Annotated in this window: 15 protein-coding genes; 9 read left to right on the top strand and 6 right to left on the bottom strand. The window is 45.4% G+C overall.

The features are described from left to right. The first annotated feature begins 9 nt into the window (after window positions 1–9). Together ABIX36_RS09850 and ABIX36_RS09845 are read left to right on the top strand one after the other, a co-directional pair. Window positions 10–405, top strand: a complete 396-nt coding sequence (locus tag ABIX36_RS09850; protein ID WP_348081996.1) for a hypothetical protein — start codon at window positions 10–12, stop codon at window positions 403–405. Continuing rightward, window positions 354–1,484 (top strand): gliding motility-associated C-terminal domain-containing protein, encoded by a 1,131-nt coding sequence (locus ABIX36_RS09845; RefSeq protein WP_348081995.1) that lies wholly within the window; start codon window positions 354–356, stop codon window positions 1,482–1,484. The genes ABIX36_RS09850 and ABIX36_RS09845 overlap by 52 nt, the downstream gene beginning before the upstream one ends. A gap of 6 nt (window positions 1,485–1,490) precedes the next feature. Here the strand turns inward: ABIX36_RS09845 and ABIX36_RS09840 are convergent, their stop codons facing one another. Next, complete coding sequence (locus tag ABIX36_RS09840; RefSeq protein ID WP_348081994.1) at window positions 1,491–1,808, bottom strand: hypothetical protein; 318 nt, start codon at window positions 1,806–1,808, stop codon at window positions 1,491–1,493. A gap of 119 nt (window positions 1,809–1,927) precedes the next feature. On the opposite strand from ABIX36_RS09840, the gene ABIX36_RS09835 reads away from it, so the two are divergent. Then, window positions 1,928–2,086, top strand: coding sequence for a hypothetical protein (locus tag ABIX36_RS09835; protein ID WP_348081993.1), 159 nt, complete (start codon window positions 1,928–1,930; stop codon window positions 2,084–2,086). Window position 2,087: 1 nt separating this feature from the next. Here ABIX36_RS09835 and ABIX36_RS09830 read toward each other — a convergent pair whose 3' ends face one another. From ABIX36_RS09830 to ABIX36_RS09820, 3 genes are all read right to left on the bottom strand, one after another. Beyond that, the gene (locus ABIX36_RS09830) at window positions 2,088–2,726 is read right to left on the bottom strand and encodes a DUF47 family protein (protein WP_348081992.1); all 639 of its coding nucleotides are present in this window, start codon (window positions 2,724–2,726) and stop codon (window positions 2,088–2,090) included. 84 nt (window positions 2,727–2,810) lie between these two features. Beyond that, a complete protein-coding gene (locus ABIX36_RS09825) occupies window positions 2,811–4,634 on the bottom strand; it encodes a tetratricopeptide repeat protein (protein ID WP_348081991.1) in 1,824 nt (607 codons plus the stop codon). Between the two features lie 87 nt (window positions 4,635–4,721). Then, window positions 4,722–5,708 (bottom strand): helix-turn-helix domain-containing protein, encoded by a 987-nt coding sequence (locus ABIX36_RS09820; protein ID WP_348081990.1) that lies wholly within the window; start codon window positions 5,706–5,708, stop codon window positions 4,722–4,724. 110 nt (window positions 5,709–5,818) lie between these two features. On the opposite strand from ABIX36_RS09820, the gene ABIX36_RS09815 reads away from it, so the two are divergent. The 5 genes from ABIX36_RS09815 to ABIX36_RS09795 all read left to right on the top strand — a co-directional run bounded on the left by ABIX36_RS09815 (window position 5,819) and on the right by ABIX36_RS09795 (window position 8,038). Next, window positions 5,819–6,028, top strand: coding sequence for a hypothetical protein (locus tag ABIX36_RS09815; RefSeq protein ID WP_348081989.1), 210 nt, complete (start codon window positions 5,819–5,821; stop codon window positions 6,026–6,028). Between the two features lie 35 nt (window positions 6,029–6,063). After that, complete coding sequence (locus ABIX36_RS09810; RefSeq protein ID WP_348081988.1) at window positions 6,064–6,474, top strand: VOC family protein; 411 nt, start codon at window positions 6,064–6,066, stop codon at window positions 6,472–6,474. Window positions 6,475–6,512: 38 nt separating this feature from the next. Further along, window positions 6,513–7,055, top strand: coding sequence for an SRPBCC family protein (locus ABIX36_RS09805; RefSeq protein ID WP_348081987.1), 543 nt, complete (start codon window positions 6,513–6,515; stop codon window positions 7,053–7,055). An 85-nt stretch (window positions 7,056–7,140) separates the two neighbouring features. Then, window positions 7,141–7,518, top strand: coding sequence for a DoxX family protein (locus ABIX36_RS09800; RefSeq protein ID WP_128534093.1), 378 nt, complete (start codon window positions 7,141–7,143; stop codon window positions 7,516–7,518). 88 nt (window positions 7,519–7,606) lie between these two features. Further along, window positions 7,607–8,038: a hypothetical protein gene (locus ABIX36_RS09795; RefSeq protein WP_348081986.1), complete on the top strand. Its 432-nt coding sequence runs from the start codon at window positions 7,607–7,609 to the stop codon at window positions 8,036–8,038. A 249-nt stretch (window positions 8,039–8,287) separates the two neighbouring features. Here ABIX36_RS09795 and ABIX36_RS09790 read toward each other — a convergent pair whose 3' ends face one another. Continuing rightward, complete coding sequence (locus ABIX36_RS09790) at window positions 8,288–10,210, bottom strand: family 20 glycosylhydrolase (protein WP_348081985.1); 1,923 nt, start codon at window positions 10,208–10,210, stop codon at window positions 8,288–8,290. A gap of 210 nt (window positions 10,211–10,420) precedes the next feature. Between ABIX36_RS09790 and ABIX36_RS09785 the strand changes: the two genes are divergently transcribed. Further along, window positions 10,421–11,815, top strand: a complete 1,395-nt coding sequence (locus ABIX36_RS09785) for a Gfo/Idh/MocA family oxidoreductase (RefSeq protein ID WP_348081984.1) — start codon at window positions 10,421–10,423, stop codon at window positions 11,813–11,815. Between the two features lie 55 nt (window positions 11,816–11,870). Here the strand turns inward: ABIX36_RS09785 and ABIX36_RS09780 are convergent, their stop codons facing one another. Further along, window positions 11,871–15,638, bottom strand: a complete 3,768-nt coding sequence (locus ABIX36_RS09780; protein WP_348081983.1) for a gliding motility-associated C-terminal domain-containing protein — start codon at window positions 15,636–15,638, stop codon at window positions 11,871–11,873. Window positions 15,639–15,640: the final 2 nt, after the last annotated feature.

Raw genomic sequence — 15,640 nt, 5'->3', positions numbered from 1 at the left:
ACCTGATACGTGAGGCCCGGCATTGCTGCAATCCTGTTTTTCCTGCTTTTTAATATAGCTGCTTTTGGCAAGGCATACAACAGCTATGTGTTAAAACCAGTTGTCGCCTGGCAGGATACCGCGAAAAAAGACAAGCCCAAGAAAACAAACGCCTGTAATACTATTGGCAATCTTACAGGTAATACCTGTATTGGCAGCACGCTCACTGCCTCCGCTACCGACCCGATTGAATCTGTAGAATGGATCTATGAGAACACCACAACCGTTGCCAAACAGCAAGCTCAAAACACACCATACACCTTTAAAGCCGATATTGCCGGCAAGTACTTTGTTAAAATAGTTACCAAAGCCGGATGCGAGATCAACTCAACGCTATCACTATTACCAACCTTAAGGTGCCGGTGATCACGATCTCCACACGATCTAATATTATTTGCGCTAAGTATCCTAACCCATCCTTTACCGGTGTGCCCACCTTTAACGGCGACAAGGCAACCTATCAGTGGAAGGTAAATCATATAAACGTTGGTCCGTTAGTTACTGATGTTAGCATACCATTTTCTCCAACAGGATTAAAAAAGGGGGATGAGGTGACTTGCGAAATGACGAGTACCGACGTGTGCATCACCACAAAAGTGGTGCAAAGCAACCCTATCAAAATAGATGATATCCCGGTAGAAAATCCCTCGGTAAGTATTGAGCGGAGTGCTGCCAACCCCTGCGCCGGGAGTACCCTGGTGTTTACTGCTATCCCGGTGAACGGCGGTGATTTACCTGATTACCAATGGTATGTAAACTTGGTGGCAGCCCCAAACGGTAACGCGAAAACATTTACATCAAGCCAGCTGAATGAGGGTGATAAGGTAACCTGCACCATAGTAAGTAATGCAAAGGTATGCCAGGCAAATATAACGGCTACCAGCCTGCCGTACACCGTAACGCTTATCCCGCTGGTTACACCAAAAATAAGCGTTACCCCCGTCTCTGTTGAAGCCGGCGTATCTATAACATACAAGGCAACGGTAGAAAACGCGGGAACAGATCCGGTATATCAATGGCAGATAAACCGGGTATACGTGGGTTCAGGCTCGGATACTTTTATCGCCTACAAGCTGGTACCCGGCGATGTTATCACCTGCATTTTAACAAGCAATGCCGATTGTACCACGAGCGATATGGTTACATCCGATCCGGTGATAAATACTGCCACAATACCCTTTAGGCCAGCCACAGCAAATTTATTTACCCCCAATGGTGATGGTGTAAACGATACCTGGAGTTTTCCCGGTGTAGATGCTTTTAGAAATGCTAAAGTGAGGGTGTATAACCGTTACGGCCAGCAAGTGTTCCATTCAGCTGGATATATAGAGGAATGGGATGGAAAAACAGACGCCGGAAAACAATGTCCATCCGGCGTATATTATTATTTCATAAACCTCGATCAAACCCAAACCACTGCGGGTTCGGTTACCATTATCAGGTAAGCTTAATTACTCGGCTACCTTTTCGGCTTTTGGCTTAGCAGTTTTGGCCGCTTTTGGTTCAACTGCAACAATTTCTTTAACTACTGCAACTTCTTTAGCTTCGGTTGCTGCTTTTACAAGAGCGTCTTTATCTACCTTAACTTCTGCAGAAAGTTTTTTGGCTAAGTTTTTAGCGCTTTTTTCAATTTCTTTTGTTGTTTTTTTGGAGGCGACACCCAGCTTTTCTGCTGCTGCTTTTAGTTGGGCAACAAGTGTTGCTTTAATGGTTTCAGTTGTGTTTTTCCGTGCGGATTTTACTAAGGCTTTCAGTTTGTTTTTTTTCATAGCTGCGAATTATTGCGCAAAGATAGGTTAGTACAAGGTTAATCCAATGTTATCATTATGTTAAGCGTCATATAAGTGCTTAACATTGACCCAATTAGGCATGGCTATTGTGGGTTTTAATGATGATGCAGATTAATTATTACGAAATAGGATTAGTAGTTCTGCTTGCCATTGGGCTGGTAATATGGTTAATAATACGTAACCGTAAGGACGAAAAAGCATTTGAAAAAGATGAATTAACCGACACAGTCGATCCGCACGATCCGGATAAAGAGTAGCCTACTTGTTTTTGATGATGATGCTCTCTATAACCACGGTAGCGTGTTCGCATTTATCGGTAGTGCGCTCCAGCGCGGCCAATATCTCGGTATATTTGATCAGCTCTACCGAGTTTTTTTCGGATTCCATAACTGCGCTAACGGCTTTGCCCGATACCTGATCGGCATAATGCTCCAGCTGTTTAATTTTATTACAGTTGTCTTTTATCGCGTCCGAGTTATCTAAATTACTCAGGCCGGTTACGGCTGCCTGCAACTCCATACAACTTTCTATAATAATACCCGCCAATTCTTTTATAGCTGGATTTGCCGGTTCTGATTGGAACAGGCTATACCTGCGCGATGAAATATGGATATAATCGCAAACGTTGTTGATAGAGGAGGCCAAAGCATACATATCGCTGCGGGCAAAGGGCGATACAAAAGCCTTTGCCGATGCCAGGTAAACTTTGTGCTTTACTTCGTTCCCGGTTTGCTTCAGGCGGCTTATTTGGTTAAGCTCGTTATTATGATCCTGCGATTCGCCGCTTACCAATTTAAAAAGCAATTCAGCCATTTGCACATTAATAGTGCATGATTGGTCGAAGAGGTCAAAAAATGCGCGGTCTTTTGGTACCAAAAATTTTAACAGGGTTGCCATGTAGTAGCTATTTGCTACAAACCTACAAAAAGCATATTAAGCCTGTGTTAATGTTTGGCTTTATGTAGCTAATAAGCCATAAAATTACATCCCCGGTATAAATATTTCTATCTGGGTGCCTTTTAGCTGTTCGCTTTGCACTTGCATCTTGCCATCCAGCAGGTTTACTCGGGCTGCTATGTTTTTCCAGCCGATGCCCTTAGATTCATCTATCTTACTGGCATCAAAACCCTTTCCATTGTCTTTGATACTTAGCGTGAGGTTGCTGTCTTTTTGAACAATATCAATATCAATATGAGTTGCCTGGGCATGTTTCATCATATTATTAAGCACTTCCTGCACAATGCGGTATATCGAAAGTTCATTTGGCTTAGCAAACTGGTATTGCCTTATATCTTCCGGCACATTCAGCATCACCTCGGTACCACCTGCCGAGTTCACCTTTTGGCAAAGGTCCTCCAGCGCGGCAAACAGGCCGAAGTTGAGCCCTTCGGGTATCAGGTTATGCGATATGTGGCGCACTTCGTTAATGGTTTTATCAACCAAACCAAGCGCGTTGTTTACCGCGGTCACCTCCGCATCCTGTGGTTGCAGTACCGAGATATTCATTTTAATGACGGACAGCATTTGACCTATGCTATCGTGCAGGTCGCGGGCTATTCGGATGCGCTCTTTTTGTTCACCGTCGAAAAGGGATTTGGTTGCTATCTCCTGTTGCTTAAATACTTCAGCCTGCAGGCGTTTTTCCTGTTTGTATTTGTTTTTACGAATGATGAGGAAAGCTAAAGATACGCCGAGTATCAATAATATAACCGAGCCAAACAGCCAGTAATTTTTCCGGCTTATTTCAAACTGCTGTTGCTGTATCAGTTTTTGCTTGCGTTCGGTTTCAAACTTTACGTTCAATTCCGATAGTTGCCGGGTGTTATCCAGGTTAATAAATTTGTCTTTGGTTTGCGCGTACAGCTTATGATATTCAAAAGCGCTTTTGTAATCGCCCGCTTTGGCTGCCGCATCTCCCATGCTATCATAGGCCGATTCAACAATTTCGATGGCGTTTATTTTTGTGGCAATGGCTATGCTTTTCTCGCAATAAAGTTTTGCGTTCTTAAAATCGCCCAGTTCGCCGTACAGGTTGCCAATATTATTATAAGTAGCGGCCGTCATCCACTCATCGCCGGTTTTTAGGGAAAGCTCTATCGCTTTAAAGTTGTACTGCAACGAGGCCGCATAATCTTTCTGGAATTTGTATACAATAGCCACGTTGCTCAGCGCCATAGCTATTTTTGCCGGGATGTTCTTTTTGGTATATACATCCAGCGCGTTCTTATAGGCGATGATCGCTTTATCATATTTTAGCTGCTGCTCGTAAACGGTGCCTTTATTATTTTGGCAATCGGCAGCCAGTTCCTCTTCATTAACCTCCAAAGCCAGTTTTTCGGCTTTTTCGTAATAACTTAAGGCCTCGTCAAATTTTTTCCAGCTGATGTAGAGCGCGCCAATACCTTTATAAATATGCGCTGTTAAGGTTTTATCGCCAATATCATCCGCTTTATGTAAAGCTTTTTGGTAGATCCCTAACGATTTTACATTCTCGCCTTTATCGGCATACATCCGGCCCAGGCTAATTTTGGCCTGTATAAAAGCTTTGGCATTGTTGCTTTGTGTTGCGGCCTGCGTAATTTCGTTCAGCAGCACTTCGGCGGTATCTGTGCTTCCCTTTTTTAGATAGGCTTTGGCCGCGTCTAATTTCAAACTGAGGTTATCAGGCTGCTTTTGTAATTCGCTTAAAATTTGGGGTAGGGTTTTGGCGAGCGGCGTTTGCGCCCAACCCAATAAAGGGGCAATAAAAAAAGCCAGGGCCAACAACAGTGGCTTTACACTAAAATTAAACGAAAACTTTACCATGAATTAGGAAAAATAATATCCTATAATAATACAGGTATTTTATTCGAAACTCGAAAGAATAATATGCCGATAAGTTGTTTTTGGGTATTAATGTGCAGCCACCGCTATCTTATTATACTTATTACGGTATTCTACCGGCGATACCCCTGTTATTTTTTTAAAAGTTTCCCGGAAGGCTTTGGTATCAGTATAGCCTACATTGTACATTACTTCGTTAACGTTTTCGCGCAAAGTTTCCAGGCTCATTTTGGCGGCCTCTATCCGCACACGCTGCATATATTCTACTACAGTATTGGAGGTAGCCTTTTTAAACCGGCGCTCCAGGTGCCTGCGACTCATGGCCAGGGTGGATGCTAATTGGTCTACGGTTATTTTGCCGGCATAATTTTGCTCTATATATTCCTGTGCTTTTTTAATGGTATCGTCCTCATGGTTTTTTTGCCCGTGGAAAATGATAAACAGCGACTGGCTATTGCGCTCAATATCAATCTCGAACATTTTTGAGGAGGTGATGGCCATATCGCGCCCCGAGAATTTCTCTATCAGGTACAGCAGCAAATTCAGCGAGGAATAGGCACCGCCGCTGGTGTAAATGCCGCCCTCGTCGGTTATGATCTTATAAGGCATCAGGTTAATATCCGGGTACATCTGCCTAAATTCTGCCGCAGCCAGCCAATGCGTGGTGCAGTTTTTACCTTTCAATAAGCCGGTTGCCGCCAGTATGAATGCGCCAATGCAAAGCGATACCACCTCGGCCCCGCCTTTGTATTGCTTAATTATCCAGGGAATAAAATCACTGTTATCACTTACTACCTTAGCCATATCGCCATGCACTGCGGGGATAACGATGAGATCGGTTTTGGTAACCTCATCTATCGTTAAATCTGGCTTAATGGAGAACAAACCATTGCTAAGCGTGGTCTCCTGGCTAAGCCCCACCAGTTGGATCTTAAACAAGGGGGCCTTCTTCATCCTATCGAACGCGTTGTTCACCTCAGTAAACATTTTATAGGTCGATTCTATATTGCTCAGGCTGGCGTTGCCCCGCGGAATGAGGATAGATATGTGTTTCATAGTATCAAAATTAAATAGAAACTGCGTCGCAATCAACCCCTTAGAATGTCGTAATAACACCCTCGCGGTTGGGCAAAAGCGATGCACCTTTGTGATGTCAACAAATGGATATGATAGAGGTTTTCAAAACAAATGTAGACGATTTTAGCAGATCGCAGTTTCTGGCAGGGCTGATCGAGGCGTATTTTAAGGTGCGCCGGGTTAATTTCGACCTGGAAGATTGTGACAAAGTACTCCGGGTAGAAGGGCCGGAGTTTTGCCCGAAACAGATAATTGCCCTGCTGAAGTTAAACGGGCACCATTGCGAAGAACTTATTTAAAACACATATATTTATTTAACTAAAAATAATAAGCCATGCCTAAAATTAATGCATACATCGGTTTTAATGATACCTGTCGCCAGGCGATGGAGTTTTACCGGGAAGTTATCGGTGGCGAACTAACCCTGCAGGTAGTGAAAGAATCACCTATGAAAGAGATGTTTCCGGCATCGCACCAGGATAAAATTCTGCACGCTGATTTAGAGAGCAAGGATTTTACCTTGTTAGGTACCGACCTGCCCGGCAACAATGCTGCAGTTTCTTCGGGAACCGTAACACTGATGCTTATTTATGATACTAAAGCTGAAATGCAAAGCGCTTTTGATAAACTGGCGGAAGGTGGAAGTGTTACCCACCCGATTATGGAATTCTTTGCGGGCACCATGGGAAATCTTACCGATAAATTTGGCGTAAAATGGGGCGTTTTTTCGGCAGAAAATAACTAATTTACACTTTTCAAACCCTAATTAAAAGCCCCGTTATCATGAATATCCTTTTCGTCATCCTGGCAATAATTGCTGCGATAGTTCTATTGTTGCTGCTTGCAGCCGCGTTCTCTAAAAGCGATTACGCCGTAGAGCGCGAAATAACCATTAACAAACCGGTAGCGCAGGTTTTTGAATACGTGAGATATCTGAAAAATATGGATGATTACAATAAATGGGTAATGGTAGACCCGATGATGCAAAAGGATTATAAAGGCGAAGATGGTACCGAAGGCTTTGCTTATGCCTGGGATAGTGATAATAAAGGCGGCCAGGGGGAGCAGGTGATAAAAAAGATTGAGAAAGACAAGCGGATAGATGTGCAGATAACTTTTATAAAGCCCTTTGCCGGTGTCTCGGATTCCTATATGATCACCGAGCCTACTATGGACAACGGCACTACGGTAAAATGGGGCTTCGCCAGCAAAATGCCTTACCCTATGAATGCCATGATGCTATTTATGGATATGGGCGAAATGCTGGGCAAGGACCTCGTTATCAGCCTCCAAAACCTGAAACATATATTAGAAAAACAGCCATAACATATAAAACAGATGGCATTTTTAATCCGTATTTAAATGGACGGTGAACTTAGAAATTAAAGAATAAACTATTAAAACCTAATATATGAAGATTGCAATGATCGTTGTCCGTACCCTGATGGGGGCATTTCTACTGTTTGCTTCCATCGCTTATTTTTTTGAATTGGTAAAACCAACAACAGCGCCGCCTGATGCAGCTATAGTCTACAATAAAGGTATAGCAGTAGCACACTTGCTAACCATTGTAAAAAGCATTGAACTGATATGCGGACTGATGCTGATTACGGGCCGCTTTGCGGCGCTGGCTACTATCGTCATATTCCCGATAACGGTGAACATCGTTATATTCCACGCCTATGCCGATCCGGCTAATATCGGCGGCGGCATATTATTGTTGGTGCTAAACTTGTTTATGGCGTATTACTACCGCAAAAATTACGCGCCGATTTTCCAAATGAAGTAATTGACTTATTGTCTGATGCTTAAAGACTTGACAACTTTTTAAAAGTTGTCAAGTCTGCTTTATTCTTTTATCCCCTTATATTAGCGGGATGAAAAAACTATTGCTGTTTGTGTTTTTCCTTTCGGTGGTTGCTGTTACCGGTAAAACTGTCCATCATAACGATACTATCCCCGAATTTATGAAGGGGAAGTTTAAGGACGATTACGGCATCAAGTACGAGATAAGTGATACGCTGTGGACGCAGTTGCCGCGCAGCAAATACCGAATTGTTAAATGGAACTTACAGGAGCAATACCTGGTGGCGCGTAATAATGATGGTAACCCCGGCGAAGGCGGCTTGTATACCCGGATAGATTTTATGGAGTTTAAAAACATGTCGCCCTGGAAATGGGGCTATTGTTTAACCGCCTACGATGCCAAAACGGACGTAATTGCCGAAAGCATGGCCAAAGCCGACCGCAAGCATCCCAAAACCGGCTGCAACGGGTTCCCCTTCTCGAGGATGAAAGAAAATTACTAACAGAAGGTTCGCTGTTTATTAACCACAAAGGCCACAAAGAACAATACTCATAAAGACAAAGAGGCTGTATCATATTGGTTTTGATACAGCCTCTTTGTTGTTTTTGGTTGCCTGTAAATCGCCAAAAAAACTATTGAGTGTTCACGCTCACACATGTGAACACCGTGAACATTTATAAAAATCTCATAATCAGGAATTTGCAAATTGCAGGATGGTGTCAATATTGTGTCACCATTCTGCACTGCAAACTTAATTTCCGGCCCTTTTGTTTAGTTCGGCAACCGGCATGATCAGTATCCGCCCTACCTGTTTTTTGCCTTTATAGGTAACCACCTTTAACTGTGTGGCGTCAATAGGTACCAAAAGGGTGCTGGTGTATTTAGGGTAAAACCTATCTGGCTGTGAGTTATCAAAGCTGTAGTAAATATCAAGCCCGGGTACTTCGGGCGTTAGGGTTACGCCTAAGCTCTTATCTGCATTGCGGATGGCTTTAAAGGTCGGGTCGTAAACGCTTGGCGAATATTTGGTTTCGCTCAGGTCGAAACGTGCGAACTGTTTCTCCACTTTAGGAAAGAAAACTGTAAAATCCTTCTTCGCTTTTGGCGACCATACCGATTCTGATACCGCCAGCGCACGTGGCCATATCATATATTCCACCTGGCGGAAATTGTACACCTGTTCTGTCCATAGATTGGCTTGTCCGCCTTTTATCAGTTTAGCGTCAACGCCATCGGGCACGGGCTCAAACTCATAGGTTTTGCTCAGGCGAAGAGTTGCATATACTGGTGGCTCGGTTATTTTATCGCTTTGCATATAATCCAGATAAACATAAGTGGTTGGGCTCATTACCACCTCGTGCCCCATTTTAGCGGCCTCAATACCACCTTTTATACCGCGCCAGCTCATCAGTGCCGCGTTAGGGCCAATGCCGCCTTCTAATATCTCATCCCAGCCCATAAATTTTTTCCCCTTGCTCTCTACTATCTTCTCTACACGTTTTTCAAAGTAGCTTTGTACTTCTTCCATCGTTTTTAAGTTTTCTTTGGCCATCAGGGCTTTCACCTGGTCGCTTTGCTCCCAAAAGTTTTTGGCGCACTCGTCACCACCCATATGCATGTAGGCAAAGGGGAAAAGTTCCGCAATTTCGCCTACAACCTTATCCAGGAACTCGTAAGTGTATTCGCTGGCAGGATTAAGGCTATTATCTACCAAAGCCGGGTGGCCGGGCTTCGACCAGTCCATGATCTTTTCGCCCGAACGTACCTTATATTGGTCTGCCCCCGGGGCGGTGGCTAACTGCGGATAAGCAGCTATGGCTGCAAGGCTATGGCCGGGTACATCCACTTCGGGCATAACATCTACAAACCGGTCTTTAGCATATTTTACCAGCTCGCGGATATCATCCTGGGTATAAAAGCCACCATAGGTACGCGGCTCATCTGCCGGTGGTGGTATAAAATCGCCAAAGGCGCCTTCACGTTTGGCGTTGTAGGCACCAACGGTAGTTAGGCGGGGCAGGCTTTTTATCTCTATTCTCCAGCCTTCATCATCGGTAAGGTGCATGTGCAGCAGGTTAAATTTGTATTTAACCATATCATCAATAAAATGCTTAACCTCCTGTTTGGTAAAAAAGTGGCGCGATACATCAAACATCAAACCTCTCCACTCAAAACGGGGATAATCCGTAATATCTACTTCTGGTACGGTCCAATTTACATTCCTGGCAACTTCTAAGCCTTCAATTTCCTTAGGCAGTAATTGCATCAGCGTTTGTACACCATAGTATAAACCGGCAGGCTCATTAGCACTTATGGTGATGCCCTTAGGTTTTACCGATAGCAAATACCCTTCTTTACCAATTACTGCATTGGCGGTTTTATTAAGCACCAACTTAATGGTAGCGGCAGGTGCCACAGCTTTTACCGAAACTGTTTTGCCCGCAGCCGTACTGAATTTCTTCTTCAGCAGATCCAGTATCGGGGTCATTTCCGGCTGCGAACTGCTTTGCACCACCACAATTTTTGGCAGCGTAAACTGCCCGGGATGCCTGGTTGTTTTAACAGGTTCGGGGATAATGGCAATATCCGTGGCCGTTTGCTGCGCAAAACTTAACGAACCAATAAAGCAGGAAAATACCAGTAAGGATAGTTTTTTCATTGATAATAAATTCATGGTTTATAAGGGGGGTATTGGGATGCAATTTATAACTTTTTAAATTAAATTAATAAGTTTTTTTACACAGGTAGGTTTCTATGCTTTAGTGTTAAACTTATTATCGCCAAATGAAATTTCATTTTAGTTTTTTTGTTAAATTGCCCTTTATATATCTCACAATTGCGCCTGCAATTATATAAACCAATTATTAAGCTTAATTATTACAACATGTCAACTGATCGCAGAAAATTTCTCAAGCACCTGGGTACTTCGGTTTTGTTAACCTCCGCTTCGCTCACCAGTTTAGCAGCAAAAGAGGAGAACGAGATAAGGGAGTTACGCGCCCAAAAACGCATTACCCCTAACGATAAAATACGCATTGCTACCATTGGCATGGGTATTATGGGCTTTAATGATACCCGTGCGGCGCTAACCACAGAGGGTGTAGAACTGGTTGGTGCCTGCGATCTGTATACAGGCAGGCTGGCCCGCGCCAAAGAAGTTTATGGTGCAGGCCTGTACACCACCGGCGATTACCGCGACATTATCAATCGGAAAGATATCGACGCGGTTATTATAGCTACCAGCGATAACTGGCATAGCAAGATAGCCATTGATGCCATGCGTGCCGGCAAAGCCGTTTACAGCGAGAAACCAATGGTACACCAGATAAACCAGGGACTTGCCGAAATAAAAGCGCAGCAGGAAACCAAGATGGTTTTCCAGGTGGGCAGCCAGCGGGTGAGCAGCATCGCGTACAAAAAAGCAAAGGAAATGTACGAATCGGGCGCTATCGGCAAGATCAATTCTATCGAGGCATCGTTTAACAGGCAGGATGCTTTGGGCGCCTGGCAATATACCATGCCACTGGATCAATCGGTACAAACGGTAGACTGGTCAAGGTTTCAGTCCAACGCCAAAATTAAATATGACTATGACCCGAAGCGCTTTTTCCGCTGGAGAAATTACCGCGAATATGGTACCGGTGTAGCAGGGGATCTGTTTGTGCATTTGCTGAGCGGCATTCATTTCATTACCGGTTCCAAAGGCCCTGAGAAGATCTTCTCCATCGGCGACCTCGCTTACTGGAAGGATAGCCGTAATGTGCCGGATGTAATGAGCGCGGTTATCCACTACGGGGAAACCAAAGAGCACCCGGCTTTCCAGGTTACGCTAAGGGTGAACTTTGTGAGCGGCGATGGCGGCTCCAGCACCACAAAAATTACAGGTTCGGAAGGGGTGATTGACCTGGGCGGCGAGGGCGAGGGCTTCACCATTCGCAAAAGCAAAATGGCCGAAGCACCGGGCATAGGCGGCTGGGATTCGTTATTTACTTATACCGAAGTGCAGCAAAAAGCATTGATGGATGATTACAACAAACGTTATAACGATGCCCAAAAAACAAGGCCACGTTTCGCGGATGTAACCTACCGTGCTCCGGATGGCTACAATGCCTCTAACGACCACTTTGCTAACTTCTTTGATTCTGTACGCAATAAAACTAAAGTGGTGGAAGACGCCGTATTTGGCTTTAGGGCCGCCGCGCCTTGCCTGGCCTGCAACGATAGTTATTTCGAAAACCGGGTTATCCGCTGGGATGCCGAGAACATGAAGATAGTTTAAGTGTGATGTTTTCAAATGAAACGGCCGTGGGCATATGCCTGCGGCCGTTTTTTGTTTAGCGCAATATGGTTACCCAGCCCGCCACTTTTGGTTTTAGGGTGTGGGTATCTACAAGGTAATAATAAGTGCCCGCGGGCAGGGCCTTACCCAGGAAGGTACCATCCCAGGGTTTGGCATAGCCGGCAGATTGATACACCAGCTTACCATAGCGGTTGTAAATAAAGACATCGGCCGTGGTATATTTACTTAAAACCGGGATCTGCCAGTAATCGTTCGTGCCATCGCCGTTTGGCGTAAAGGCGTTGGGGATGGTGATGGCGCACTCAGTATCTGTTTTAACGTGTACCGTAATAGGAGTTGATGGCACAACAGGACTAATAGCGCATTTAACGTTACTCGTCATTTCGCACACCACCTCATCGCCGTTAACCAGGTTGGTGGCGGTGAAAGTAGCGCTGTTGCTGCCCCTGAGGTTGCCGTTCACCTTCCATTGGTAGCTTGGGGCGATGCTCGCTGTTTGTGTATTACCGGACGTCGCTGTAAAAGTAATACCTACACCTGGGCATATCGCATCATTGGTTGAAGCAGAAACAGATACTGAAGTTAATATAGATGGTTCGGTAGATACCGGGTAATCAGCAGATGGGGCAGATTCTACCGGTTCACAATAATCAAGGTTGATAACCGTACAGGTAACATTGTCCCCGTCTTTTAAAGTGCTCGATGTAAATTCTTTTCCACCCGAAGAAGCGAGGGTGCCGTTTACCGCCCAGTTATAAATGGGTCTGCTGCCTTCGCCCTGGGTTTGCGCCTTAAATGTAATTGGGCCGCCGTCGCAGCGCTCTGATGTTATAGGTGCTATAGTCACCGTTGGTTTTGGAAGCGGCACGGCCGATACGGTAAATGTTTGATCTTTTGTTTGGCCGAGGTTATCAATAGCGGTAAGCGTTACGGTTATGGGCTGGCCTATGGTAACCGGGGTACCCGCTTCCGGCGATTGCTTAACAACTGTATTATTAGCGCAGGTACTTAATGCGCGTGTTTTATCAGCATAATTCGGCAAAAAAGCAGGGCAACTTGCAGCTGCAGGTATGGAAACATCGGTTTGCGTAGTGCTGAATTTAAGCTCGCTTACGATAGTTACCTGCACCGTTACCTTGGCGGCGTTACTTTTATTGGTGTTATCTTTTGGCCCGGGATTGCCGGAGCCGGCTATGGTAGTTACTTTCCCTTTAGGCGTAATTTTGCGGATCCGGTGATTGTCAGAATCGGCTATATACAGGTTGTCGGCCGGATCGATGGCTATGCCCTGCGGATTATGAAACCGCGCGGTTAAGAGCGATCCATCGGCAAAACCTTCGCCGGCACCCGCGTATATAGAGAATTGAGCATCCGGCGTAATTTTATAGATCACCCCCGTGGTTGATCCTACAAAAACATTTCCTTTGCTATCAACCACCAGGCGGGCAAATCCGGCGGCTGATGGGACGGCATAAAGCGTACTAACAACCCTATCAGGTGTTATTTTGCTTACGGCGTTACCATTGCTATAAGCATTTGTACTTACAAACATATCTCCATTCCTGTCGAATGTGAGGCCTGTTATGCCGTTAAAACCACCAGCAAAAGAGGTTACCGTGTTGCCATCGGGTGTTACTTTAAATATAGTGGATTTATTGGCTACATAAATATTGTTAAAGCGATCTACTGCTATGGATTCGGGCGTAAATATTTGGCCGCCATTGGCCGCTAACAAAGCAGGCATTGCAAATGTGATGGTTACTCCATCCGGGGTTATTTTTCTTACGGCGTTGTTTCTAACATCGCAAACATAGGTATTGCCCTGCGCGTCATTTGCAAGCGAAAGCAGGTTGGAACTAAAACCAACATTTGGCCCGGTGCCCTCCCGGTAACTATTTACGCCACCCGCAAGCGTTGTAACCCGTGTATCTGTGCCGTACTTTCTTACCTTGGTATATGCCTGGTCCGAAACGTAGAAATTGCCTGATGAAGCATCATAAGAAATGGCGCTGGGTTCATCAAATTCGGCGTTAAGGGGGTCGGCAGGGTCGGGGCCGTAACCGGCTCCTACGGTTATGGCTTGCTGGCCTATATCTTCGCAGGTAAAATCTGGGGTTGGCCGTATGGTGATGGTTAATGGAGGTGTTTGCGAGCCGGGCGTAATTTTGGCAAGTTGCTCTGCCTTTACGGTATAGTTGCCAAATTGGTCTAAAGCAAATATAAACGTACCGCTTAAGGCTTCTACAGTTGGTTTTGCAAAATCCGGCTCCGGGCCTATTTTTATGGGCTGAGATTTGTCTTCTGCGGCGGCATACTCAACGTTTCCCTTTTGATGGGCGGTTATAATGGCGGTGCCCTCACCCACAGGGTGTATTTTGCCATTAGCGATAGTGGCTATTGCAAAATCGCTGCTGGTGTAAGTAATCGGAATAGCATTATTTGTACTGGTGGCTCCCGGCGCAATATCCTGATCGCCAACTATGGCATCGGCAAGCGAGCCGAACGTAATGACTTGCGACTTTAACTCGGCCTCGCGCACCTCTATCATAAAGGAATAAGCGTACTTGCCTGCTGTGTTATAACCAACAACACTATAGTTAGATGCTTGTAAAGTTTGAGTTGGCGTGCCGCTTATCTCGCCGGTCCTGCTATCGAAGGTGAGGCCTGCTGGCAAAGCCGGCTCCAGGTAATAACCGGTGGTTACCATTTTACGGATAACATTATTTTTTTCGTCGGCGATGTACAGGTTGCCATCTGCATCAATATCTAAACCCGCGGGGCCGTTAAGCGATTGCGACGCTAAGTTGGTAACCAGGTCATCTGTGCCATATCGGCGTATCAGACTGCTGCCGTAATCAGCAACAAAAATGGTACCCGCGGCATCACGTACAATGCCCGATGGAATGCTGAAACGAGCGCTTTTGCCTAAGCCATCAAATGAGCCAGTAAAAAACCCACCTGCTATGGTAACTACATTATCATCATTGTCTATAGTACGGATATGAGAATCATCGCCCAGGTAAAACAATCCGTTGGAGCCATAATAAGCGGCGCGTGGTGAGTTCAGTTTAGCGCTGGTGCCATTACCGTCCACCCAGCCAGAGGTTCCATCACCGGCAATGGTGCTCACGGTACCATCGATGCCCACATGGCGCACCAGGTTGTTTCCATAGTCGGTAACATACAGCCCGCCATTTTTATCTACCGCAATGCTTGTTGGGAAGTTAAAACGTGCAAAATCCCCCTGCGAGTTAACCATACCGGGCACACCCGCTTTACCGGCTAATGTGCTAACCACGCCGGCCGCGTTTATTTGCCTTATTACATGGTTGTCCCTGTCTGCAACAAAAATATTTCCGAGTTTGTCTAAAGCGATACCGGTGGGGTTGTTAAAGGTAGCGGCGCTGCCAATACCATCTGCCGAACCCGCCGCCCCGGTACCTGCAACGGTTGTTACCGTGCCGTCGGGGCTTATTTTGCGGATCATATTATTGCCTGCGTCGGCAATATATATATTGCCCGCGGCATCAATATGGAGGTCGCGGGGGGCATTAAAACTTGCCGACAAGCGAGAGGCTGAGTTTGCAGCACCCGGCGATCCTGTGCCGGCGAAAGTAGTTATTTGGCAAAACACGGTGGCCGGTATATCGCCACCGGTTTGCATTGGCTTTATCGGCGTAATGGGTGTGCCTTTCTTAAAAGAATTTACATCGTTGTAAGTGAAAGCGGGTACCTGGGCATAACAATTGCCTACCGCCAGTATGGCAATTATGTAAATAGCAATATGGAGCACCCGTTTCACAA

This window comes from Mucilaginibacter sp. (assembly GCF_039925265.1).
Taxonomy (GTDB): Bacteria; Bacteroidota; Bacteroidia; order Sphingobacteriales; family Sphingobacteriaceae; genus Mucilaginibacter.
This window is presented reverse-complemented; position numbering and strand designations above follow the sequence as displayed.